Raw genomic sequence first — 23977 nt, forward strand, 5'->3', positions numbered from 1 at the left:
TGCTGCGTGGCGCGGTCAACTGGGGTCGCAAGAACTCCCTCTGGCCGTACAACTTCGGCCTGTCCTGCTGCTACGTGGAAATGACCACGGCCTTCACGGCACCCCACGACATCGCCCGCTTCGGCGCCGAAGTCATCCGGGCCTCGCCGCGTCAGGCCGACTTCATGGTCATCGCCGGTACCTGCTTCGTCAAAATGGCGCCGATCATTCAGCGCCTGTATGAGCAGATGCTCGAGCCGAAGTGGGTCATCTCCATGGGTTCGTGCGCCAACTCCGGCGGCATGTACGACATCTACTCGGTCGTTCAGGGGGTCGACAAGTTCCTTCCCGTGGACGTCTATGTGCCTGGCTGCCCGCCACGCCCTGAGGCTTTCCTGCAAGGCTTGATGCTGTTGCAGGAGTCGATCGGCCAAGAACGACGCCCGCTTTCCTGGGTTGTTGGTGATCAAGGTATTTACCGTGCCGAGATGCCAGCCCAGAAAGACCTGCGTCGTGAGCAGCGCATTGCAGTAACCAACCTGCGCAGCCCCGACGAAGTCTGATCCAGCGACCTGCCGCCCGCTCCCGAGGGAGCCGGCGGCCTGGCTTCATTCTTAACGTTGACCCAAAGCGACCGAGACCATGACAGCGGACAACGCTATTTTCATTCCGCCCTACAAGGCTGACGACCAAGATGTGGTCGTCGAACTGAACAACCGTTTTGGCGCCGAAGCATTCGTCGCCCAGGAAACCCGCACCGGCATGCCCGTGCTGTGGGTCAAACGCGCCCAGCTCAAAGAGGTGCTCAGCTTCCTGCGCGGTGTCGCCAAGCCTTACAGCATGCTGTACGACCTGCACGGCGTGGACGAACGCCTGCGCACCCAGCGCCGTGGCCTGCCGGCCGCCGACTTCAGCGTGTTCTACCACCTGTTGTCGGTCGAGCGTAACAGCGACGTGATGATCAAGGTGTCGCTCAGCGAAGGCGACCTGAACCTGCCGACCGTGACCGGTATCTGGCCAAACGCCAACTGGTACGAGCGCGAAGTGTGGGACATGTTCGGCATCGACTTTGCCGGCCACCCGCACCTCAGCCGCATCATGATGCCGCCGACCTGGGAAGGTCACCCGCTGCGCAAGGACTACCCAGCCCGCGCCACCGAGTTCGACCCCTACAGCCTGACCCTGGCCAAGCAGCAGCTTGAAGAGGAATCGGCGCGTTTCAACCCGGAAGCCTGGGGCATGAAGCGTCAGGGCGCCAACGAGGACTACATGTTCCTCAACCTCGGCCCCAACCACCCCTCGGCGCACGGTGCGTTCCGTATCGTCCTGCAGCTGGACGGTGAAGAGATCGTCGACTGCGTACCGGACATCGGCTACCACCACCGTGGCGCCGAGAAAATGGCCGAGCGCCAGTCCTGGCACAGTTTCATCCCCTACACCGACCGCATCGACTACCTCGGCGGGGTGATGAACAACCTGCCGTACGTACTGGCAGTGGAAAAACTCGCCGGCATCAAAGTGCCGCAAAAAGTCGACGTGATTCGCATCATGCTCGCCGAGTTCTTCCGCATCACCAGCCACCTGCTGTTCCTGGGTACCTATATCCAGGACGTGGGCGCCATGACCCCGGTATTCTTCACCTTCACCGACCGCCAGCGCGCCTACACCGTGATCGAAGCGATCACCGGTTTCCGCCTGCACCCGGCCTGGTACCGCATCGGTGGCGTCGCCCACGACCTGCCACGCGGCTGGGACAAGCTGGTCAAGGACTTCGTCGAATGGCTGCCCAAGCGCCTCGACGAATACACCAAGGCTGCCCTGCAGAACAGCATCCTCAAGGGCCGTACCATTGGCGTTGCCGCGTACAACACCAAAGAAGCGCTGGAATGGGGCACCACCGGTGCCGGCCTGCGCTCCACCGGTTGCGACTTCGACCTGCGTAAAGCCCGCCCGTACTCCGGCTACGAGAACTTCGAGTTCGAAGTACCGCTGGCCCACAACGGCGATGCCTACGATCGCTGCATGGTCCGTGTCGAGGAGATGCGCCAGAGTATCCGCATCATCGACCAGTGCCTGCGCAACATGCCGGAAGGCCCGTACAAGGCGGATCACCCGCTGACCACGCCGCCGCCGAAAGAGCGCACCCTGCAGCACATCGAAACCTTGATCACGCACTTCCTGCAAGTCTCGTGGGGCCCGGTCATGCCGGCCAACGAGTCGTTCCAGATGATCGAGGCGACCAAGGGCATCAACAGTTACTACCTGACGAGCGATGGCGGCACCATGAGCTACCGCACCCGGATCCGTACCCCGAGCTACCCGCACCTGCAGCAGATCCCTTCGGTGATCAAAGGCAGCATGGTCGCCGACCTCATTGCGTACCTGGGCAGTATCGACTTCGTTATGGCTGACGTGGACCGCTAAGCATGAACAGCACGCTTATCCAGACAGACCGTTTCGCCCTGAGCGAAACAGAGCGCTCGGCCATCGAGCACGAGATGCATCACTACGAGGACCCGCGCGCGGCGTCCATCGAAGCCCTGAAGATCGTCCAGAAAGAACGTGGCTGGGTGCCGGACGGCGCCATCCACGCCATCGGCGAAGTGCTGGGCATCCCGGCCAGCGACGTCGAGGGCGTGGCCACCTTCTACAGCCAGATCTTCCGCCAGCCGGTCGGCCGCCACATCATCCGTGTGTGCGACAGCATGGTCTGCTACATCGGCGGCCACGAGTCGGTCGTCAGCCAGATCCAGAGCGAGCTGGGCATCGGCCTCGGCCAGACTACCGCCGACGGCCGCTTCACCCTGCTGCCAGTGTGCTGCCTGGGCAACTGCGACAAGGCCCCGGCGCTGATGATCGACGATGACACCTTTGGCGACGTGCAGCCCGCTGGCGTCACCAAACTGCTGGAGGGTTACGTATGACCATCACTTCCTTCGGCCCGGCCAACCGCATCGCGCGTTCGGCCGAAACTCATCCGCTGACCTGGCGCCTGCGTGACGATGGCGAGCCAGTATGGCTGGCCGAGTACGAATCGAAAAACGGCTACGCCGCAGCCCGCAAGGCGCTGGCGCAGATGCCGCAGGACGATATCGTGCAAGCGGTCAAGGACTCCGGCCTCAAGGGCCGTGGTGGCGCAGGCTTCCCCACGGGTGTGAAGTGGGGCCTGATGCCCAAAGACGAATCCATGAACATCCGCTACCTGCTGTGCAACGCGGACGAAATGGAGCCCAACACCTGGAAGGACCGCATGCTGATGGAGCAACAGCCCCATCTGCTGGTCGAGGGCATGCTGATCAGCGCCCGCGCCCTGAAGGCCTACCGTGGCTACATCTTCCTGCGTGGCGAATACACCACCGCAGCGAAAAACCTCAACCGTGCGATCGATGAAGCCAAGGCCGCAGGCCTCTTGGGCAAGAACATCCTGGGCTCTGGTTTCGATTTCGAGCTGTTCGTGCACACCGGTGCCGGCCGCTACATCTGCGGTGAAGAAACCGCGCTGATCAACTCGCTGGAAGGCCGCCGCGCCAACCCGCGTTCCAAGCCGCCCTTCCCTGCCGCCGTGGGCGTATGGGGCAAGCCGACGTGCGTGAACAACGTCGAAACCCTGTGCAACGTGCCGGCCATCGTCGCCAATGGCAACGACTGGTACAAGTCGCTGGCCCGTGAAGGCAGCGAAGACCACGGTACCAAGCTGATGGGCTTCTCCGGCAAGGTGAAGAACCCAGGCCTGTGGGAATTGCCATTCGGCGTCACCGCTCGCGAGTTGTTCGAAGACTACGCCGGCGGCATGCGCGACGGCTTCAAGCTCAAGTGCTGGCAGCCAGGCGGCGCCGGTACTGGTTTCCTGCTGCCCGAGCACCTCGACGCACAAATGTACGCCGGCGGCATCGCCAAGGTCGGCACCCGTATGGGTACTGGCTTGGCCATGGCGGTGGACGACAGCATCAACATGGTTTCGCTGCTGCGCAACATGGAAGAGTTCTTCGCCCGTGAGTCGTGCGGCTGGTGCACACCCTGCCGTGACGGCCTGCCGTGGAGCGTGAAGATGCTGCGTGCGCTGGAGAAAGGTCAGGGCCGCGCCGAAGACATCGAGACACTGCTGGGGCTGGTCAACTTCCTCGGCCCTGGCCGTACCTTCTGTGCTCACGCACCAGGTGCCGTCGAGCCGCTGGGCAGTGCCATCAAATACTTCCGGTCCGAGTTCGAAGCCGGTGTCGCGCCAGCCTCCGCTGGTGACACCCTGCGCCCTAACCTGGCCAAGCCGATCGTGGTCGGCGCATAACAAGATGATTAGGCGGGTGGTCCGTGCCACTCGCCAGCTTGCCGGCAGGCCCGATTCATTCGCGGCGTGTCGCAAGCTCACCGATTTCCATTAGCCACGCCCGCTCACGCGGGCCAACGAAGAACTTTGAACAATGGCCACTATCCACGTAGACGGCAAAGCGCTCGAAGTCAACGGTGCAGACAACCTGTTACAGGCATGTCTGTCGCTAGGCCTCGACATCCCTTATTTCTGCTGGCACCCGGCGCTCGGTAGCGTTGGCGCCTGCCGGCAGTGCGCGGTCAAGCAGTACACCGACGAGAACGACACCCGTGGTCGTATCGTCATGTCCTGCATGACCCCTGCTTCCGACGGCACCTGGATCTCCATCGAAGACGAAGAATCCAAGGCGTTTCGCGCCAGCGTCGTCGAATGGCTGATGACCAACCACCCGCACGACTGCCCAGTGTGCGAGGAAGGCGGTCACTGCCACCTGCAGGACATGACGGTAATGACCGGCCACAACGAGCGCCGCTACCGTTTCACCAAGCGTACCCACCAGAACCAGGACCTCGGCCCGTTCATCGCCCATGAGATGAACCGCTGCATCGCCTGCTACCGCTGCGTGCGCTACTACAAGGACTACGCCGGTGGCACCGACCTGGGCGTATACGGCGCCCACGACAACGTGTACTTCGGCCGCGTCGAAGACGGCGTGCTGGAAAGCGAATTCTCCGGCAACCTGACCGAGGTCTGCCCAACCGGCGTGTTCACCGACAAGACCCACTCCGAGCGCTACAACCGCAAGTGGGACATGCAGTTCGCCCCAAGCATCTGCCATGGCTGCTCCAGCGGCTGCAACATCAGCCCGGGTGAACGCTACGGCGAGCTGCGCCGTATCGAAAACCGCTTCAACGGCTCGGTCAACCAGTACTTCCTGTGCGACCGTGGCCGCTTCGGCTACGGCTATGTCAACCGCAAGGACCGCCCACGCCAGCCACACCTGGCCGATGGCACCAAGCTGGGCCTGGACGCCGCCCTGGACAAAGCCGCCGACCTGCTGCGCGGCCGCACCATCGTTGGTATCGGCTCGCCACGCGCCAGCCTCGAAAGCAACTACGGCCTGCGTGAGCTGGTCGGCGCCGAGTACTTCTACTCCGGCATGGAAGCTGGCGAACTGGCACGCGTACGCCTGGCCCTGAACGTGCTGAACAACAGCCCGCTGCCAGTACCGACCCTGCGCGACATCGAAGATCACGACGCGGTGTTCGTGCTCGGTGAAGACCTGACCCAGACCGCTGCCCGCGTTGCCCTGGCCGTGCGCCAGGCCACCAAAGGCAAGGCCGAGGCCATGGCCGAAGCCATGAAGGTCCAGCCTTGGCTCGACGCTGCGGTCAAGAACATCGGCCAGCACGCACTGTACCCGCTGTTCATCGCCTCCCTGGCAGAAACCAAGCTCGACGACGTCGCCGAAGAGTGCGTACACGCAGCCCCGGCCGACCTCGCCCGCATCGGTTTCGCCGTGGCCCACGCCATCGACCCGAGCGCACCGGCAGTCGCCGGCCTGGACGACGAAGCCAAGGCCCTGGCCCAGCGCATCGCCGACGCCCTGGTGGCCGCCAAGCGCCCACTGGTGGTTGCCGGTACTTCCCTGGCCGACCCGGCGCTGATCGAAGCCGCCGCCAACATCGCCAAGGCCCTGAAGCTGCGCGAGAAAAACGGCTCGCTGAGCCTGGTGGTGCCTGAGGCCAACAGCATCGGCCTGGCCATGCTTGGTGGCGAGTCCGTCGATGCTGCCCTGGATGCGGTCATCAGCGGCAAGGCCGACGCCATCGTCGTGCTGGAAAACGACCTGTACGCCCGCGTACCGGCCGCCAAGGTTGACGCAGCCCTGGCTGCCGCCAAGGTGGTGATCGTTGCCGACCACTCGAAAACCCCGACTGTCGACCGCGCCCACCTGGTGCTGCCGGCCGCCTCGTTCGCCGAAGGCGACGGCACCCTGGTCAGCCAGGAAGGCCGTGCCCAGCGCTTCTTCCAGGTGTTCGACCCGCAGTACCTGGACAGCAGCATCCAGATCCACGAAGGCTGGCGCTGGATGCACGCCCTGCGTGCCACCCTGCTGAACAAGCCGGTCGACTGGACCCAGCTGGACCACGTTACCAGCGCCTGCGCCGAAGCCGCCCCGCAACTGGCCGGCATCGTCAACGCCGCACCAAGCGCCGCATTCCGCATCAAGGGCATGAAACTGGCCCGTGAGCCGCTGCGCTACTCCGGTCGTACCGCCATGCGCGCCAACATCAGCGTGCACGAGCCACGTACCCCGCAAGACAAGGACACCGCGTTCGCCTTCTCCATGGAAGGCTACTCGGGCTCGGCCGAACCGCGCCAGCAGGTGCCGTTCGCCTGGTCGCCGGGCTGGAACTCGCCGCAAGCCTGGAACAAGTTCCAGGACGAAGTCGGTGGCCACCTGCGCGCCGGTGACCCAGGTGTGCGCCTGATCGAATCGCAAGGCGACCGTCTGAACTGGTTCAACGCCATTCCGGGTGCTTTCAACCCGGCCCGTGGCACCTGGACTGCCGTGCCGTTCTTCCACCTGTTCGGCAGCGAAGAAAGCTCGTCGCGCGCCGCCCCGGTGCAACAGCGCATCCCGGCTGCCTACGTGGCCCTGGCCAAGTCCGAAGCCGACCGCCTGGGTGTCAACGACGGCGCGATGCTGAGCCTGAACGTGGCCGGTGTGGCCCTGCGCCTGCCGCTGCGTATCAATGAAGAGCTGGGCGCTGGCCTGGTCGCGTTGCCGAAAGGCCTGGCCGGCATCCCGCCTGCCATCTTCGGTGCATCCGTCGAAGGCCTGCAGGAGGCAGCACAATGAGCTGGTTCACCCCCGAAGTGATCGATGTGATCATCCAGGTCGTCAAGGCTATCGTGGTGCTGCTGGCCGTGGTGGTCTGCGGCGCCCTGCTCAGCTTCGTCGAGCGCCGTCTGCTGGGCTGGTGGCAGGACCGTTACGGTCCGAACCGTGTCGGCCCGTTCGGCATGTTCCAGATCGCCGCCGACATGCTGAAGATGTTCTTCAAGGAAGACTGGAACCCGCCCTTCGTCGACAAGATGATCTTCACCCTGGCGCCGGTCGTGGCCATGAGCGCCCTGCTGATCGGCTTCTCGATCATCCCGATCACACCGGGCTGGGGCGTTGCCGACCTGAACATCGGCCTGCTGTTCTTCTTCGCCATGGCCGGCCTGTCGGTCTACGCGGTGCTGTTCGCTGGCTGGTCGTCGAACAACAAGTACGCCCTGCTGGGCAGCTTGCGTGCTTCGGCACAGACCGTGTCGTACGAAGTGTTCCTGGGCCTGGCGCTGATGGGCGTGGTGGTACAGGTAGGCTCCTTCAACATGCGCGACATCGTCGAGTACCAGGCGCAGAACCTGTGGTTCATCATTCCGCAGTTCTTCGGCTTCTGCACCTTCTTCATCGCTGGCGTCGCCGTGACTCACCGTCACCCGTTCGACCAGCCAGAAGCAGAACAGGAACTGGCCGACGGCTACCACATCGAGTATGCCGGCATGAAATGGGGCATGTTCTTCGTCGGTGAGTACATCGGCATCATCCTCATCTCGGCGCTGCTGGTAACCCTGTTCTTCGGCGGCTGGCACGGCCCGTTCGGCATTCTGCCGCAAGTGCCGTTCCTGTGGTTCGCCTTGAAGACCGCGTTCTTCATCATGCTGTTCATCCTGCTGCGCGCCTCGATCCCGCGCCCGCGCTATGACCAGGTGATGGACTTCAGCTGGAAGTTCTGCCTGCCGCTGACCCTGATCAATTTGCTGGTGACCGCTGCGATCGTGCTCTACAACACGCCAGCCGTCGCGGCCCAGTGAGGATTTGACCCATGTTCAAGTATATCGGCGACATCGTTAAGGGCACCGGCACACAGCTGCGCAGCCTGGCCATGGTGTTCTCCCACGGGTTTCGCAAGCGCGACACCCTGCAGTACCCCGAAGAGCCCGTGTACCTGCCGCCGCGCTACCGCGGCCGCATCGTCCTTACCCGCGACCCCGATGGCGAGGAGCGCTGCGTAGCGTGCAACCTCTGCGCGGTGGCCTGCCCGGTTGGCTGCATTTCGCTGCAGAAGGCCGAGACCGAGGACGGCCGCTGGTACCCGGAGTTCTTCCGCATCAACTTCTCGCGTTGCATTTTCTGCGGCCTGTGTGAAGAAGCGTGCCCGACCACCGCGATCCAGCTGACCCCGGATTTCGAAATGGCCGAGTTCAAGCGTCAGGACCTGGTGTACGAGAAAGAAGATCTGCTGATCTCCGGCCCCGGCAAGAACCCTGACTACAACTTCTACCGTGTTGCGGGTATGGCGATCGCTGGCAAGCCGAAGGGCTCTGCACAGAACGAAGCCGAGCCGATCAACGTGAAGAGCTTGCTCCCATAAGGACAGAAAGATGGAATTCGCTTTCTACTTCGCATCCGGGATCGCCGTGGTCTCCACCCTTCGGGTGGTTACCGGCACCAACCCCGTGCACGCCTTGCTTTACCTGATCATTTCGCTGATTTCCGTGGCCATGATCTTCTTCTCCCTGGGTGCGCCGTTCGCCGGCGCCCTGGAAGTGATCGCCTACGCCGGCGCCATCATGGTGCTGTTCGTGTTCGTCGTGATGATGCTCAACCTCGGGCCGGCTTCGGTCGCCCAGGAACGCGGCTGGCTCAAGCCCGGTATCTGGGCAGGGCCGGTAATCCTGGGCGCCCTGCTGCTGGCAGAGCTGCTGTACGTGCTGTTCGTCACCCCGAGCGGCGCTGGCATCAGTGGCACCACCGTGGGCCCGAAAGAAGTGGGCATCAGCCTGTTCGGCCCGTACCTGCTGGTGGTCGAACTGGCTTCGATGCTGCTGCTGGCTGCAGCCGTCACCGCCTTCCACCTGGGCCGCAACGAGGCGAAGGAGTAAATCATGGGTGCTATCCCTCTCGAGCATGGTCTGGCGGTCGCCGGTATCCTGTTCTGCTTAGGTCTGGTTGGCCTGATGGTCCGCCGCAACATCCTCTTCGTGCTCATGAGCCTGGAAGTCATGATGAACGCCTCTGCCCTGGCGTTCGTCGTCGCCGGTGCCCGTTGGGTCCAGCCCGACGGCCAGGTGATGTTCATTCTGGTGATCAGCCTGGCAGCCGCCGAGGCCAGTATTGGCCTGGCCATCCTGCTGCAGCTGTATCGCCGCTTCCACACTCTCGACATCGATGCTGCCAGTGAGATGCGCGGATGAACCTTCTCTTCCTGACTTTCGTCTTCCCCCTCGTCGGCTTCCTGCTGCTGTCGTTCTCGCGCGGGCGGTTCTCGGAGAACCTGTCCGCCCTGATCGGCGTCGGCTCGGTAGGCCTGTCGGCCGCGACCGCCGCCTACGTCATCTGGCAATTCAACGTTGCCCCGCCTGAAGGCGGCGCCTACAGCCAGCTGCTGTGGCAATGGATGTCGGTGGACGGCTTCGCGCCGAACTTCACCCTGTACCTGGACGGCCTGTCGGTCACCATGCTCGGCGTGGTGACCGGTGTCGGCTTCCTGATCCACCTGTTCGCGTCCTGGTACATGCGCGGCGAAGCGGGCTACTCGCGCTTCTTCTCGTACACCAACCTGTTTATCGCCAGCATGCTGTTCCTGATCCTTGGCGACAACCTGCTGTTCATCTACTTCGGCTGGGAAGGCGTGGGCCTGTGCTCGTACCTGTTGATCGGTTTCTACTACAGCAACCGCAACAACGGTAACGCGGCACTCAAGGCATTCATCGTCACCCGCATCGGCGACGTGTTCATGGCCATCGGCCTGTTCATCCTGTTCGCCCAGCTGGGTACCCTGAACGTGCAGGAACTGCTGGTGCTGGCACCACAGAAGTTCCAGGCTGGCGACACCTGGATGGTGCTGGCAACGCTGATGCTGCTGGGTGGTGCGGTGGGTAAATCGGCCCAGCTGCCACTGCAGACCTGGCTGGCCGACGCGATGGCGGGCCCGACCCCGGTTTCGGCACTGATCCACGCCGCTACCATGGTGACCGCGGGCGTGTACCTGATCGCCCGTACCAACGGCCTGTTCCTGCTGGCACCGGACATCCTGCACCTGGTAGGTGTGGTCGGTGGTGTGACCCTGGTGCTGGCCGGCTTCGCCGCGTTGGTGCAAACCGACATCAAGCGTATCCTCGCCTACTCGACCATGAGCCAGATCGGCTACATGTTCCTGGCCCTGGGCGTAGGTGCCTGGGACGCGGCGATCTTCCACCTGATGACCCACGCCTTCTTCAAGGCCCTGCTGTTCCTTGCCTCCGGTGCGGTGATCGTTGCCTGCCACCACGAGCAGAACATCTTCAAGATGGGTGGCCTGTGGAAGAAACTGCCACTGGCCTACGCCAGCTTCGTGGTCGGTGGCGCAGCCCTGGCTGCCCTGCCGATCGTGACCGTGGGCTTCTACTCCAAGGACGAGATCCTCTGGGAAGCCTTCGCCAGCGGCAACACCGGCTTGCTGTACGCTGGCCTGGTGGGCGCGTTCATGACCTCGCTGTACACCTTCCGCCTGATCTTCATCGCCTTCCACGGCGAAGCCAAGACCGAAGCCCATGCTGGCCACGGCATCAGCCACTGGCTGCCGCTGGGCGTGCTGATCGTGCTGTCGACCTTCGTCGGTGCCTGGATCACCCCGCCACTGGCAGGCGTGCTGCCGGAAAGTGCCGGCCACGCCGGTGGCGAAGCCAAGCACGCGCTGGAGATCACCTCGGGTGCCATCGCCATTGCCGGTATCCTGTTGTCGGCCCTGCTGTTCCTGGGCAAGCGCCGCTTCGTCAGCGCAGTGGCCAACAGTGGCATCGGCCGCGTCCTGTCGGCCTGGTGGTTCGCCGCCTGGGGCTTCGACTGGATCTACGACAAGCTTTTCGTCAAACCGTACCTGCTGATCAGCCACATCCTGCGCAAGGACCCGGTTGACCGCACCATCGGCCTGATTCCTCGGATGGCGCGTGGCGGCCACGTCGCCATGAGCAAGACCGAGACTGGCCAACTGCGCTGGTACACCGCCTCTATCGCCGTGGGTGCCGTGCTGGTGCTCGGTGCTGTGGTAGTGGCTGCGGTATGACTCTGAATCTTGCGACTTTGCCAAAGGAAACCAACCCGTCATGATTTTGCCTTGGCTGATCCTGATCCCCTTCATCGGCGGCTTCCTGTGCTGGCTGGGTGAGCGCTTCGGCGCCACCCTGCCGCGCTGGATCGCGCTGCTGACCATGTCCCTGCTGCTTGGCATCGGCCTGTGGCTGTGGGGCACCGGCGACTACACCCTGGCCCCTGCTCCGGGCGCCGAACCTGCCTGGGCACTCGAATACAAAGTCGAGTGGATCAAGCGCTTCGGTATCAGCATCCACTTGGCCCTCGACGGCCTGTCGCTGCTGATGATCCTGCTCACCGGCCTGCTCGGTGTGCTGTCGGTACTGTGTTCCTGGAAAGAGATCCAGCGCCACGTCGGCTTCTTCCACCTCAACCTGATGTGGATCCTCGGCGGCGTGGTCGGTGTGTTCCTGGCCCTGGACCTGTTCCTGTTCTTCTTCTTCTGGGAAATGATGCTGGTGCCGATGTACTTCCTCATCGCGCTCTGGGGTCACAGCTCGGCAGACGGCAAGAAAACCCGGATCTACGCGGCGACCAAGTTCTTCATCTTCACCCAGGCCAGCGGCCTGATCATGCTGGTGGCGATCCTGGGCCTGGTGCTGGTCAACTACAACACCACCGGCGTGCTCACGTTCAACTACAGCGACCTGCTGAAGGCCGAGCTACCAGCCGGCGTCGAGTACGTGCTGATGCTGGGCTTCTTCATTGCCTTCGCGGTGAAGCTGCCGGTCGTGCCGTTTCACTCCTGGCTGCCTGATGCTCACGCCCAGGCACCGACCGCAGGTTCCGTGGACCTGGCGGGTATCTTGCTGAAGACTGCGGCCTACGGCCTGCTGCGCTTCGCCCTGCCGCTGTTCCCGAATGCCTCGGCCGAGTTTGCGCCCATCGCCATGACCCTGGGCCTGATCGGTATCTTCTACGGTGCTTTCCTGGCCTTCGCACAAACCGACATCAAGCGCCTGATCGCGTTCTCCAGCGTCTCGCACATGGGCTTCGTGCTGATCGGCATCTACTCCGGCAGCCAGCAGGCCCTGCAAGGCGCTGTGATCCAGATGCTGGCCCACGGCCTGTCGGCTGCCGCGCTGTTCATCCTGTCCGGCCAGCTGTACGAGCGCCTGCACACCCGTGACATGCGTCAAATGGGCGGCCTGTGGCACCGCATCGCTTACCTGCCGGCTATCAGCCTGTTCTTCGCCGCCGCATCGCTGGGCCTGCCTGGCACCGGTAACTTCGTCGGCGAGTTCCTGATCCTGATCGGCAGCTTCGTGCATGTACCGTGGATCACCGTGATTGCCACCACAGGTTTGGTGTTCGGTTCGGTGTACTCGCTGATCATGATCCACCGCGCCTACTTTGGCCCGGCCAAGAGCGATACCGTGCTGGCCGGCATGGACGGTCGCGAACTGATCATGGTCCTGGGTCTGGCGGTATTGCTGATCCTGCTGGGCGTGTATCCGCAGCCGTTCCTCGACACCTCTGCCGCCACCATGAGTGGTGTGCAGCAGTGGCTCGGTTCCGCTTTCACTCAACTCGCTTCGGCCCGGTAAGAGCGCTATGGAATTCACCACTCAACACTTCATCGCATTGGCGCCGATGCTGATCACCACCATCACCACGGTGGTGGTGATGCTGGCGATCGCCTGGAAGCGCAACCACTCGCAGACCTTCCTGCTGTCCACCGTGGGCCTGAACCTGGCCCTGCTGTCGATCCTGCCGGCGCTGAAGGTTGCGCCGCTGGCGGTCACCCCGCTGATCACCATCGACAAGTTCGCCTGCTTGTACATGGCGATCATCCTGGTCGCCACGCTGGCCTGCGTCACCCTCGCTCACGCCTACCTCGGCGAAGGCTCCAAAGGTTTCCCGGGCAACCGTGAAGAACTGTACCTGCTGCTGCTGATGTCGGCCCTCGGTGGCCTGGTGCTGGTCAGCGCCAACCACCTGGCCGGCCTGTTCATTGGCCTGGAGCTGCTGTCGGTACCGGTCTATGGCCTGGTGGCCTATGCGTTCTTCAACAAACGCTCGCTGGAAGCCGGCATCAAGTACATGGTGCTGTCGGCCGCAGGCTCGGCGTTCCTGCTGTTCGGCATGGCCCTGCTGTACGCCGACGCCGGCAGCCTCAGCTTCGACCAGATCGGCAAGGCCCTGGCTACCACCAGCATGCCAAGCCTGGTGGCCCAACTGGGCCTGGGCATGATGCTGGTCGGCCTGGCCTTCAAGCTGTCGCTGGTACCGTTCCACCTGTGGACCCCGGACGTATACGAAGGCGCCCCGGCACCTGTCGCCGCGTTCCTGGCAACCGCCAGCAAGGTGGCAGTATTCGCCGTGGTCGTGCGCCTGTTCATGCTCTCCCCTGCTGCCAGCAGCGGCGTGTTGAGCACCGTGCTGGCGGTGATCGCCGTGGCCTCGATCCTGATTGGTAACCTGCTGGCGCTGACCCAGAGCAACCTCAAGCGTCTGCTGGGTTACTCGTCCATCGCCCACTTCGGTTACCTGGTCATCGCGCTGGTCGCCAGCAAGGGCCTGGCCCTGGAAGCCATGGGCGTGTACCTGGTCACCTACGTGATCACCAGCCTGGGCGCCTTCGGTGTCATCACCCTGATGTCCTCGCCCTACGGCGGCCGTGACGCCGACGCACTGTACGAGTACCGCGGCCTGTTCTGGCGCCGTCCGTACCTGACCGCGGTACTGACCGTGATGATGCTGTCGCTGGCGGGCATCCCGCTGACCGCTGGTTTCATCGGCAAGTTCTACATCATCGCCACCGGCGTCGAGTCGCACCTGTGGTGGCTGGTCGGTGCGCTGGTGATCGGTAGCGCCATCGGCGTTTACTACTACCTGCGTGTCATGGTGACCCTGTACCTGGTCGAGCCGAACCTGCGTCGCCACGACGCCCCGCTGAAGTGGGAACAGCGCACCGGCGGCGTCATGCTGCTGGCCATCGCCATTCTTGCTTTCGTGCTGGGCGTATACCCGCAGCCACTGCTGGAACTGGTTCAGCAAGCGGGCCTGCAACTGATCGGCTGATCGCCCCGGCAGCCTCGGTAAAACAAAACACCCCGCCTAGGCGGGGTGTTTTTTTATCTGCACGTTCTACTGCCTGCACCCAAGAGTGCCTAATCAATCGGGCTGCCCTGGCCCGCGCCCGGCAGGGCGGCTTTGCGCAAATCACCATTGGCCGAAGGCAGGTACACTTCCGGGTTGGGCATACCGCTAGGGGAGAGTTCATGGGTCATTTCGAATTCGGCGCGCACTGACCAGCCACACGCTTCGGTGGTGCATTGCAAATAAGCAATTCGCAGGAAAATATGGCGCCCTTCACTTGTACGTATGCGCATCCGGCTGTGGCAGTGCGGGCAAACCAATTTGTAAGTACTCACGGCAAGTACCTACTAGCATTGCTCAGGCCAACCTTTCTGTCAGAATTGACTGCAACTGCTAGTGTATTCTTTAACTCGATGTGTCTCATTTCAGGAATGCTCCTTAAAACGCAGGGCTGTATTCATAACGAGTAGTTTAAGCCCATGGAATATTAATAAACCAGTCATGGATATTTGTTATGAGTACTCACGTACTTGCTGCGGTGCTCACGCGCCTTAAGCTTCTCACTGGCGCCCAGACAGATGCCGAGCTGTCACGCGCGCTGTCCATCAGCCCACAGACACTGAGCAGTTGGAAGGTTCGCGACAGCGTCCCATACTCACTTTGCATAGAAATTGCCCGGCAGCATGCGTGTTCACTGGACTGGCTATTGCTAGGCCAGGCCGAGCACAACACCGCCGGCCCGGATGACGCAGGCTGGGAGTGCGATATGCTTGAACGGCTGCGCACGTTATCGCCCTGCGATCGTCAAGCCATCTTGTTGTTCGTCAAGGACAAGCAGCGTATCCAGCAACTGGAACAGCAACTGAATGCGCTTGGTGCAGTGGCCAATGGTTAACTCCGACGACGCCAACGCTGCAGCAGTTCTCGCGGGTCCAGCGTATCCACCAGGACCATGACTTTGAGGCTGATGGGAATCACCACCACTGCCGCGACGAATCCAGCCATCCCCCGGGTCAGCAAAGGCACCAATGACGAAACCAGCGGTTCGAACAAGTGGCCCACTCCCACGGTCACGAAGACCAGCAACAGTTTCTTGCCCAGTTTCAGGCGCTTGGTCATGTTGGTGATCAAGCGGTCGCGCGCGGCACTCACCAGCAAAGCCCCCAGTAGCGCGGCGAACAGTACATAGCCATCCACACCCAGCAACGCCACCATTGCCGCGGGCAATTGGTCGAAAACAAATTGCTCAGGCATGGGCAAGCCCTCGGCGCGACACTGGCAGGTAGGCTGTAGAACCTAGGCTATGCATGACAGCAGCCTCGACAAAACGGATGTAGCACACCCGTAACGCGCGCCCATGCTCGTGCCCGGCCACATCCTCGAGGCGCTTGTAACCCCGGTCTCGTAATACTGCCCGCCAACGGGCGAATTCACGTGCTGCGTCGATGGCGGCGCAGCGCGCGGCAAGTTCCAGCACAGCTTCACTGACAGACCGCTGCAATTGCAGGCGCTCACGCAACCTGTCCAGGTCTACCCGTGGCCAGAAAGGGTCATGGCAATCGGCAAAGCGCGGTAACCGCAGATCGTTGGTCATGCGTCCCCCTCATTGCTCGGCCAGCAAGCCGTAGCGAATGGCTTTGATCACCGCTACCACGCGGGTAGGCACATCGAATTTGCGCAGGATGTTGGACACGTGGAAGTTCACCGTCGACTCCTTGCAGTCAAGAATCCGGCCGATCTCCCACGAACTCTTGCCGTAGGCACACCACAACAGGACCTGCCGTTCACGAGGCGTCAGACGCACCGGGGCGTCCGCCGGGGGTTGCTGCGAGTATCGAGCGTTGTCAGTCATGTATGAACTCCACAGGTGATTGAACAAGGCATCGCTGCCGATCTGCAGTCACCTTACGAAGCGCAGGCCATCCGCTTCCACTTGCGTGGCTTGTAAAGAACTTTCGTACAAAACCGTCTGACGATGGTTACAAAAGATTTGCTTACTTCCTCGTGCTCCAAGCCGCATTTCGCTCGTCTCAACGCCGTTGTCCATTCGCCTTTCGCCTGGAGTCGTACAATGCGTGCCGATTTACCCCTCTCGCCCTGCCTCGGTCTGCTGGCTGCCTTGGCCGCCAGCCAGCCCGCCCTGGGGGCGTCTTCGGTCGAATTGGGCCAGGTCCTGATCACCGACGAGGAGCAGAACGAGCTGACGGCAGTCAGCGAGCGCCTGCGTGAAATACCGGGGGCCAGCAACCTGGTGGACATGCAGCGCGTGGGGCAAGGCCGAGTGGCCAGCAACCAGGACGTGCTGGCCTACCAGCCTGGGGTGTTCGCCCAATCGGCAGGCAACGACGGCATCAAGCTGTCGATCCGCGGCTCGGGCATCAACCGTGCGCCGGGTGCGCACGGCTCTGGGGTGTACACAATGTTCGACGGCCTGCCGCTGACCGGCCCGGGCGGCACCCCTTACGAGCTGTTCGAGCCGCTATGGCTCAGCCGAGCCGAGGTGTTGCGCGGCGCCAATGGCTTCGACCAAGGCTCCCTGGCCTTGGGTGGCGCGATCAACTATGTCACGCACACTGGCTACGACGCCGCACCGCTGCAAGTACGCTATGAGGTTGGCAGCCGTGGTTACCAGCACCGGCACATCAGCTCGGGCCAAGTGCTGGGCAACCTCGACTACTACGTGGCCCTGACCGATTCGGAATACGACGGCTACCAGACGCACAGCAGCGGCAGCGCCAAGGGTGTTGCCGCCAATGTCGGTTACCGCTTCAACCCGAACCTGGAAACCCGCTTCTACCTGCGTTACCGGGAAACCGAAAACGAACTGGCCGGGCGCCTGACCAAAGACCAGATCAAGCACCACCCGCGCGCGGCCAACCCGGCCTATCTGGCCCGCGACGACAGCCGCCCGCAGCCAGGCAGCACCTGGGTGGGCAACAAGACCACCTTCTACCTCGACGACGATGCGCGCCTGGAAGCCGGCCTGGTTTATCACGATTACCCGATGGACCTGCGTGAAGGCCCGATGCGCCTGAAGGTCGCCTACACCGATGTCAGCGGCACGCTGAACTATTTCCGTCGCGACACGCTGCTTGGCCACGAAAGCAAGACCACCATTGGCTGGCGCACCACCAAGCACCTGCCCAACAGCGGCGCCTCACAATTTACCCGCATTGGCGATGTGTTCGGTGAGCGCACCCGCGACTTCACCTACCAGGGCTCGGACACCGTACTGCATCTCGGCAACGACCTGGAGCTGGCCCCCAACCTGTGGCTGACCACCGGCCTGGCAATGATTTACACCCGCCGGGAAAGTGACGTGACCTACCCCGCCGAAGGCGGCAAGGTGAGCATGCATGACTGGGACTATGCACCACGCCTGGGGCTGCGCTACGACATTCGCCCGGACCTGCAGGTGTACGGTAACCTGAGCCGCTCGGTAGAACCGCCGCACCCGTGGTCACTGATCTGGAGCGCCCCCAGCACAGGCGGCAAGCAGATCCAGCCGATCGAAATGCAGAACCAGACCGCCACCACCCTGGAGCTGGGTGCCCGTGGCGATTCGGAGGTTGGCCGCTGGGACCTGGCCTGGTACTACTCGCAGGTGCGCCACGAATTGCTGGCCGTTGAGGTAGTGCCGAACTTCACCTCAGAATTCAACGCCAGTGCCACCGTGCACCAGGGCGTCGAAGCCGGCCTTGACAGCACCCTGTGGGAACGCGCCGGTACCGGCAAACTGAGCCTGCGCCAGGCCTACACGTTCAGCGATTTCCACTACCGTGATGACGACACGTTCGGTGATAACCGCCTGCCTGGCATCCCTATGCACTACTACCAGGCCGAGCTGCGCTATGACTGGCCGAGCGGCTTCTACGCCGGGCTCAACACGCAGATGGCGTCGAAGGTGCAAGTGGACTATGCCAATAGCTACCACGCCGACGAATATGCCTTGCTCGGCGCGCGGCTGGGCTGGGACTCACCTAAGCAGGACTGGCAAACCTGGCTGGATTTGCGCAACCTGACCAACAAGCGCTATGCGGCCACGGTGACGCCGGCCTACAACGACGCCGGCAAGGACAACGCCCGCTCGACGCCGGGCGAAGGGTTTGGCGTATACGCCGGGGTTTCCTATAGCTTCCGCTAGAACTCACCGCGCACGCTTTATGTAGGAGCAGCCTCTTCGCAGCACAAGGCTGCTCCTGCAAAGCACCTACCCAACGACTGCGGATCAGACCGCCCTGTTCAACTTCACCCACGAAGCGAACTTGTCGACAAACGCCTGCAAGAATGGCCGGGTCTTGTCGTTGAGCTTGCCCGAATCCTCGAACAGGCTCGCCGCACCGCCGATATAAGCCTCTGGCATCTGCATGCAAGGCATATCGAGAAACACCAGCGACTGACGCACGGCATGGTTGGCGCCAAAGCCACCAATAGCCCCCGGCGACACACTCACCACCGCTGTCGGCTTGCCACTCCAGGCGCTTTGCCCATAGGGGCGCGAGCCCACATCGATGGCGTTTTTCAGGCAGCCCGGCACCGAGCGGTTGTATTCCGGCGTGACGAACAGCACCGCATCGCTGCGGCGGATCTCCTCGCGAAAACGCTTCCAGGCCTCTGGCGGCGCATCGGCCTCGACATCTTCGTTGTACAACGGCAAATCACCAATCTCGACGATTTTCAGGGCAAGGCTGGACGGCGCCAGCTCTGAAAGTGCGCGGGCGACCTTGCGGTTGTAGGACTCCTTGCGCAAGCTACCAACGACGACTGCTACCGAATACACCTGGCTCATGGCAATTCCAACCTTTGCGGGGTAAAGAGACGTTGTAGTTATAGATGACCGTTCCTCGGCACTTTGGTTTTTTTTCCGCAGGGCGAAAACTTCCGAGGCTGTTTCACGGTCTATGCCTTTAGACATTTCCTACGTAATTCAGAGGTTTCCACCCAAATGGCAGCAGTAATGGTCGGCCAATTCCACGCCCGTGACGCCGAAGGCCGCATCTACCCCGTGCACGAGTTCCAGGAGTCCACCCTGCAACTCGACGGCAGCACGCTGGGCGCCCCCATCACCACCTACCGCCTTGCCATCGGCGACAAGGTCAACCACTTGGGCGAAAACCGTTTCGAACTGGCGCGCTCCGGCGTCGAGATCACTCGCATTCCATGATGCAATCCACGGTGTAGCGGCCATTTTCGTTCTGCAGGCCGTGAACATCCGCGACAAACCCCGGAAAGCCTTGGTTGAAGGCTCGGGCGAAGGCCAAGTAGTCAAGTATCGAGCGGGTCGCCTCGGTGAACCGCTCTCCCGGCATGATCAACGGAATACCGGGCGGGTACGGCACCAGCATCACCGCGGCCACACGGCCCAGCAAAGCTTCGATCGGCACCGCTTCCACCTCGCCACGTACCATCTGGTCATAAGCCCGAGCGGGGCTCACGGCCACCTCCGGCAAACGCGTGAACACCCGCTTCAGCTGCTTGGCCGTGGCATTGGCACGGTAGCAGTCATGCAACTGTTCACACAGGTCGCGCAGGCCCATGCCCCGGTAGCGTGAGGCATCGGCAGCCCCCACACTCGGCAGGCAACTGCTCAGCGGTGTATTGCCGTCATAGTGGCGCTTGAACTCCAGCAGTTCGGTAAGCAAGGTGCTCCACTTGCCCTTGGTGATGCCCATGGAAAACAGCACCAGGAAGCTGTACAAGCCGGTTTTTTCCACCACCAGCCCGCGCTCCCAGAGAAACTTGCTGACCACCGCCGCCGGGATGCCATGCTCACCCAGCACACCGCCCGCACTCAGCCCCGGCATTACCAGGGTCACCTTCAGAGGGTCGAGCAACACGTAGCCGTCCGCCACCTCACCAAAGCCATGCCACTGCGCCCCCGGCTGCAGCAGCCAGTCCTGCGCGGCCAAGGGCTGGATGCCTTCAGTGCTGGGCGGCTGCCAAATACTGAACCACCAGTCATCCGCAGCAATGTGCTCGCGCAGGTTGGCCAGGGCACGACGAAAACTCAGCGCCTCATCGAACATTTCTTGCAACAGCGAATGCCCGGCCTGCCCTTCCATCATGGTCGAGGCCACGTCCAGCGAGGCAAGGATGCTGTACTGCGGCGAAGTCGAGATATGCATCATGAACGCTTCGTTGAAGCGGTCCCGGTCCAGCTGCCGCCTGGCCCCGTCCTGCACATGGATCATCGAGGCCTGGCTGAACGCCGCCAGCAGCTTGTGGGTGGAATGGGTGCTGAACACCAGCGGGCTGTCGGCTGCGCAGGCAGTGCCCATGGCATAGCGCCCGGTGAAGAAGCCGTGAAACGCCGCATAAGCGAACCAGGCCTCGTCGAAGTGCAGTACTTCCACGCTGGCACCCAGGGCCTGCTTGATCATCCCGGCGTGGTAGCACAGCCCGTCATAGGTGGAGTTGGTCACTACCGCCAGCTTGATACGTTGCCCACGGCCATGGGCAAGGGGGTTGGCCTGGATCTTCGCCTCGATTGCCTCGGGGCTGAACTCGCTGAGCGGGATCGGGCCGATGATGCCCAGCTCGTTGCGCTCTGGGCACAGGTACAGCGGAATGGCGCCGGTCATGATGATCGCGTGCACCACTGACTTATGGCAGTTGCGGTCCACCAACACCAGGTCGTCGCGACCGACCATGGCGTGCCAGACAATCTTGTTGGCTGTGGAGGTGCCATTGATGACGAAGAAGGTGTGGTCGGCACCGAAGTTGCGCGCCGCCCTGGCCTCGGCTTCGGCCAAGGGGCCTGTGTGGTCGAGCAGCGAGCCCAGCTCCGGCACTGAAACAGACAGGTCCGAGCGCAGGGTGTTTTCCCCGAAGAACTGGTGGAAGGCCTGGCCTACCGGGCTTTTATGATAGGCCACGCCACCGCCATGGCCCGGGGTATGCCAGGAATAGTTGGACTGCGCGGTATGCTGCACCAGGGCCTTGAAGAACGGTGGCAGCAGACCGTCAAGGTAGGTGTGTGCGGCACGCGCCACCTGGCGGGCGAGAAACGGCACGGTGTCTTCGAACAGGTAAAGGATGCCACGCAGCTGGTTGAGCTCGCTCATGGCTTCGGCAGGGGCGTTTTCCAGGGTCACCTGCTCGCCCAAGGCGAAGATCGGCAAGTCGGGCGCGCGCATGCGCGCCAGGCGGATCAGCTCGGCCATGTTCTGCAGCAGGTGGGTGTTTTCGCCAACTCCTTCGGCGGCAATCAGCATGCAGGCCAGGCCGTGGTGAGTGGCGGCAACCAGGCGCGCTTCGGCGTGGTCGGCGGCGGCCAGAATGGCGAAACCGTCCTGGCGCAGTTCCTCGGCGATGCCCCGCACGCGCTCCCCGGCGACACTGTCAGCCTTGATAGCACGGTGGACGATGAGGATCGGGAACTTGAGGTCCTTGTACATCAGGTGGCTACCTCCGAAGGACATGGCGTCCTTCTCAGGGTAGTAGAACCTGTGTTGTCAGTGCCCGCGAACAGACCGGGGCAGCCGAACGATCAGCCCGCTGGCGTCTCGGTCAAGGCCTGCCACATCGAAGGCCCACCCGCCGACTTGGCGATGGCCGCCAGGCGCTCGGCATGTGCCTCCAGTTCCTCGGCACTGGCCATGATCACCCGCCCCGGCGTACGCCCGGTAATACGGCGGATCTCGCTGCCGCCAGCCTCACTCCCTTCACCCTCGGCGTCTGCGCCATGCCCAGCCAACGACAGGCTGGTCTGGCCACCGGTCATGGCCAGGTAAACGTCTGCCAGCAGTTCCGAGTCGAGCAGCGCACCGTGCAGTTCACGGCCGGAGTTGTCGATGTCGTAGCGTTTGCACAGCGCATCCAGGCTGTTGCGCTGCCCCGGATGGCGCGAACGTGCCAGCAGCAGGGTATCGAGGATGGTGCAGTGCTGCGAAACGTCGGCGCGGTCCTGCTGGCCAATCAAGGCAAATTCGTTGTTGATGAAGCCAACGTCGAACGCCGCGTTGTGGATGACCAGCGTGGCGCCCTGGATGAATTCGAAGAACTCCTCGGCGACATCGCCAAAGCGTGGCTTGCCGACCAGGAAGGCATCGGTGATACCGTGGACGTTGATCGCGCCCTCGTCACTCTCGCGGTCTGGCTGCAGGTAGACGTGGAAGTGCCGCCCGGTCAGACGCCGGCCGATGACCTCGACACAGCCGATCTCGATGATCCGGTGGCCTTCGCCAACTGGCATACCCGTGGTTTCGGTATCGAGAATGACGAACCGTTTATCTTGCTGCTGCTCCACGCGGGGCGCTCCAACTTGCATCAGTTACGAAGGCCGCGATTGTACCCCAGCTCAACGCTGGGCGCGTACCTCATCGACCCCACGGTTGGCCAGCTGGTCGGCGCGCTCGTTGCCGGGGTGGCCGATGTGGCCGCGCACCCACTTCCAGGTCACCTTGTGGCGGTTGACCTGCTCATCAAGCTGCTGCCACAGGTCGGCGTTCTTCACCGGTTCCTTGGCCGCCGTCTTCCAGCCGCGCTTCTTCCAGTTCACCATCCACTCGTTGATGCCCTTCATCACGTACTGCGAGTCGGTGGTCAGCACCACCTCGCATTCGCGCTTCAGCGACATCAGGCCCTGAATCGCGGCCATCAGCTCCATGCGGTTGTTGGTGGTCTCACGTTCGCCGCCCCACAGTTCCTTCTCGACGCCCTTGTAGATCATCAGGACGCCCCAGCCACCAGGGCCTGGGTTGCCCTTGCAGGCACCATCAGTAAACATCTCGACGCTATCGCTCATGTACCACTCTTGAATTCAGTGCTTGTCAGTTTCGGGGTTGGCCGCCGTGCGGTTGACCTTGGCCAGTGGCAGCGGCAGCAATTTGCCCATCGGCTCGCGGCGCTCCGGGCGCAGTGGCCGCAACCCTACCACCATCTTGCGCGCCACCAGCAGGTACACCCCGCCACCGGAGCCCTGCCAACCGCCGGCCAGCCGTTCCCAGCCCTCCAGGCGTTGCTGCCAGGCCGGTGAAGCAAGCGGCGGACGATAGCACCCGAAGCGGCGTTTCTCCAGTGCGAAGCCCAGCAGGTTGAGCCAGTCGCCCACCCGCGACGGCGAGATGCAGCGCGCCTTGCGCAGCGCGCCATGGCTGAAGAAATGGCGCATGCCCCAGCTGCTCCACGGGTTGATGCCGACAATCAGCAGGTGCCCGCCCGGGCGCACGGCACTGGCGGCCTCGCGCAGCAGGCCATGGGGTGACAGGCAGAAATCCAGGCCATGCTGCAGCACGACCACGTCGGCAGCATGCTCGCTCAGCGGCCAGGCCTGCTCCTCGCAGACGATCTCCACCCCAGGCAGCGGCGCGCCGAGGCGCACATTGCGCTGCACCTGGGGCGCGCTCGGTGGCGGCTCGGCGCAAGGCCCGTAGTGCACCAGGTAACCGCCGAAGAAGCGCCCAAGCTCTTCTTTCAGCAGTTTTTCTTCCTCCTTGAGCATCAGCTGGCCGAGTGGCCCATTGAACCACTCACGGGCCAGGCTGATCAGCTCGACCCAGTCCGGGTCGGCCTGGGCAAAGGCTTGGTCGGTCATTGCGCTCTCCCTCGAAGGTTCTCCC

General features: G+C 62.8%; 24 protein-coding genes. 15 read left to right on the forward strand and 9 right to left on the reverse strand.

From position 1 onward, the window contains the following. The 12 genes from APH35_RS06800 to nuoN form a co-directional block, all read left to right on the forward strand. On the forward strand, positions 1 to 542 hold a 542-nt coding region (locus APH35_RS06800; RefSeq protein ID WP_060514456.1), incomplete at its 5' end, for an NADH-quinone oxidoreductase subunit B. A 79-nt stretch (positions 543 to 621) separates the two neighbouring features. Further along, a complete protein-coding gene (nuoC, locus tag APH35_RS06805) occupies positions 622 to 2403 on the forward strand; it encodes an NADH-quinone oxidoreductase subunit C/D (RefSeq protein ID WP_012273293.1) in 1782 nt (593 codons plus the stop codon). A gap of 2 nt (positions 2404 to 2405) precedes the next feature. Then, positions 2406 to 2903, forward strand: a complete 498-nt coding sequence (gene nuoE / locus APH35_RS06810) for an NADH-quinone oxidoreductase subunit NuoE (protein ID WP_012273294.1) — start codon at positions 2406 to 2408, stop codon at positions 2901 to 2903. Beyond that, on the forward strand, positions 2900 to 4264 hold the full coding sequence (nuoF, locus tag APH35_RS06815; protein ID WP_060514457.1) for an NADH-quinone oxidoreductase subunit NuoF: 1365 nt from the start codon (positions 2900 to 2902) through the stop codon (positions 4262 to 4264). Before nuoE ends, nuoF begins: the two co-directional genes overlap by 4 nt. Positions 4265 to 4397: 133 nt before the next feature. Further along, complete coding sequence (nuoG, locus tag APH35_RS06820) at positions 4398 to 7112, forward strand: NADH-quinone oxidoreductase subunit NuoG (RefSeq protein WP_012273296.1); 2715 nt, start codon at positions 4398 to 4400, stop codon at positions 7110 to 7112. Beyond that, positions 7109 to 8116 carry an NADH-quinone oxidoreductase subunit NuoH gene (gene nuoH, locus APH35_RS06825; RefSeq protein ID WP_012273297.1) on the forward strand — a complete coding sequence of 336 codons (1008 nt, stop codon included), beginning with the start codon at positions 7109 to 7111 and terminating at the stop codon, positions 8114 to 8116. The genes nuoG and nuoH overlap by 4 nt, the downstream gene beginning before the upstream one ends. A gap of 11 nt (positions 8117 to 8127) precedes the next feature. Beyond that, positions 8128 to 8676 (forward strand): NADH-quinone oxidoreductase subunit NuoI, encoded by a 549-nt coding sequence (gene nuoI, locus APH35_RS06830; RefSeq protein WP_003251442.1) that lies wholly within the window; start codon positions 8128 to 8130, stop codon positions 8674 to 8676. A 10-nt stretch (positions 8677 to 8686) separates the two neighbouring features. After that, positions 8687 to 9187: an NADH-quinone oxidoreductase subunit J gene (nuoJ, locus tag APH35_RS06835; RefSeq protein WP_060494616.1), complete on the forward strand. Its 501-nt coding sequence runs from the start codon at positions 8687 to 8689 to the stop codon at positions 9185 to 9187. Between the two features lie 3 nt (positions 9188 to 9190). Beyond that, the gene (gene nuoK, locus APH35_RS06840; protein ID WP_003251446.1) at positions 9191 to 9499 is read left to right on the forward strand and encodes an NADH-quinone oxidoreductase subunit NuoK; all 309 of its coding nucleotides are present in this window, start codon (positions 9191 to 9193) and stop codon (positions 9497 to 9499) included. Then, positions 9496 to 11349 carry an NADH-quinone oxidoreductase subunit L gene (gene nuoL / locus APH35_RS06845; RefSeq protein ID WP_060514458.1) on the forward strand — a complete coding sequence of 618 codons (1854 nt, stop codon included), beginning with the start codon at positions 9496 to 9498 and terminating at the stop codon, positions 11347 to 11349. The genes nuoK and nuoL overlap by 4 nt, the downstream gene beginning before the upstream one ends. Before the next feature lie 40 nt (positions 11350 to 11389). Continuing rightward, on the forward strand, positions 11390 to 12922 hold the full coding sequence (gene nuoM / locus APH35_RS06850; protein ID WP_012273300.1) for an NADH-quinone oxidoreductase subunit M: 1533 nt from the start codon (positions 11390 to 11392) through the stop codon (positions 12920 to 12922). Positions 12923 to 12929: 7 nt separating this feature from the next. Beyond that, the gene (gene nuoN / locus APH35_RS06855; RefSeq protein WP_012273301.1) at positions 12930 to 14399 is read left to right on the forward strand and encodes an NADH-quinone oxidoreductase subunit NuoN; all 1470 of its coding nucleotides are present in this window, start codon (positions 12930 to 12932) and stop codon (positions 14397 to 14399) included. 89 nt (positions 14400 to 14488) lie between these two features. Here nuoN and APH35_RS06860 read toward each other — a convergent pair whose 3' ends face one another. Next, complete coding sequence (locus tag APH35_RS06860; protein ID WP_012273302.1) at positions 14489 to 14752, reverse strand: ogr/Delta-like zinc finger family protein; 264 nt, start codon at positions 14750 to 14752, stop codon at positions 14489 to 14491. A 179-nt stretch (positions 14753 to 14931) separates the two neighbouring features. Between APH35_RS06860 and APH35_RS06865 the strand changes: the two genes are divergently transcribed. After that, positions 14932 to 15312 carry a helix-turn-helix domain-containing protein gene (locus APH35_RS06865; RefSeq protein ID WP_012273303.1) on the forward strand — a complete coding sequence of 127 codons (381 nt, stop codon included), beginning with the start codon at positions 14932 to 14934 and terminating at the stop codon, positions 15310 to 15312. Here APH35_RS06865 and APH35_RS06870 read toward each other — a convergent pair. The 3 genes from APH35_RS06870 to APH35_RS06880 are packed head-to-tail and all read right to left on the reverse strand — an operon-like array spanning position 15309 to position 16269. Then, positions 15309 to 15671 carry a hypothetical protein gene (locus APH35_RS06870; protein WP_060514459.1) on the reverse strand — a complete coding sequence of 121 codons (363 nt, stop codon included), beginning with the start codon at positions 15669 to 15671 and terminating at the stop codon, positions 15309 to 15311. The genes APH35_RS06865 and APH35_RS06870 overlap by 4 nt on opposite strands. After that, positions 15664 to 16011: a head completion/stabilization protein gene (locus tag APH35_RS06875; protein ID WP_060514460.1), complete on the reverse strand. Its 348-nt coding sequence runs from the start codon at positions 16009 to 16011 to the stop codon at positions 15664 to 15666. Before APH35_RS06875 ends, APH35_RS06870 begins: the two co-directional genes overlap by 8 nt. Positions 16012 to 16020: 9 nt before the next feature. Beyond that, on the reverse strand, positions 16021 to 16269 hold the full coding sequence (locus APH35_RS06880; RefSeq protein ID WP_012273306.1) for a LuxR family transcriptional regulator: 249 nt from the start codon (positions 16267 to 16269) through the stop codon (positions 16021 to 16023). Between the two features lie 219 nt (positions 16270 to 16488). On the opposite strand from APH35_RS06880, the gene APH35_RS06885 reads away from it, so the two are divergent. After that, complete coding sequence (locus APH35_RS06885; RefSeq protein WP_060514461.1) at positions 16489 to 18561, forward strand: TonB-dependent receptor family protein; 2073 nt, start codon at positions 16489 to 16491, stop codon at positions 18559 to 18561. Between the two features lie 84 nt (positions 18562 to 18645). On the opposite strand, the gene chrR is transcribed toward APH35_RS06885, so the two are convergent. Next, positions 18646 to 19206, reverse strand: coding sequence for a class I chromate reductase ChrR (gene chrR, locus APH35_RS06890; protein ID WP_012273307.1), 561 nt, complete (start codon positions 19204 to 19206; stop codon positions 18646 to 18648). A 156-nt stretch (positions 19207 to 19362) separates the two neighbouring features. On the opposite strand from chrR, the gene APH35_RS06895 reads away from it, so the two are divergent. Further along, the gene (locus APH35_RS06895; RefSeq protein ID WP_010954911.1) at positions 19363 to 19581 is read left to right on the forward strand and encodes a hypothetical protein; all 219 of its coding nucleotides are present in this window, start codon (positions 19363 to 19365) and stop codon (positions 19579 to 19581) included. On the opposite strand, the gene APH35_RS06900 is transcribed toward APH35_RS06895, so the two are convergent. The 4 genes from APH35_RS06900 to APH35_RS06915 form a co-directional block, all read right to left on the reverse strand. Continuing rightward, entirely contained in the window at positions 19565 to 21814 is a 2250-nt protein-coding gene (locus APH35_RS06900) for an Orn/Lys/Arg decarboxylase N-terminal domain-containing protein (protein WP_060514462.1), read from the reverse strand. The two genes, APH35_RS06895 and APH35_RS06900, sit on opposite strands and share 17 nt — an antisense overlap. 92 nt (positions 21815 to 21906) lie before the next feature. Continuing rightward, entirely contained in the window at positions 21907 to 22665 is a 759-nt protein-coding gene (gene dnaQ, locus APH35_RS06905; RefSeq protein WP_012273309.1) for a DNA polymerase III subunit epsilon, read from the reverse strand. 51 nt (positions 22666 to 22716) lie between these two features. Next, on the reverse strand, positions 22717 to 23163 hold the full coding sequence (rnhA, locus tag APH35_RS06910; RefSeq protein WP_003251460.1) for a ribonuclease HI: 447 nt from the start codon (positions 23161 to 23163) through the stop codon (positions 22717 to 22719). A gap of 15 nt (positions 23164 to 23178) precedes the next feature. Then, positions 23179 to 23952, reverse strand: coding sequence for a class I SAM-dependent methyltransferase (locus APH35_RS06915; RefSeq protein WP_012273310.1), 774 nt, complete (start codon positions 23950 to 23952; stop codon positions 23179 to 23181). Positions 23953 to 23977: the final 25 nt, after the last annotated feature.

The organism is Pseudomonas sp. NBRC 111132, assembly GCF_001320565.1.
Lineage (GTDB): Bacteria > Pseudomonadota > Gammaproteobacteria > Pseudomonadales > Pseudomonadaceae > Aquipseudomonas > Aquipseudomonas putida_P.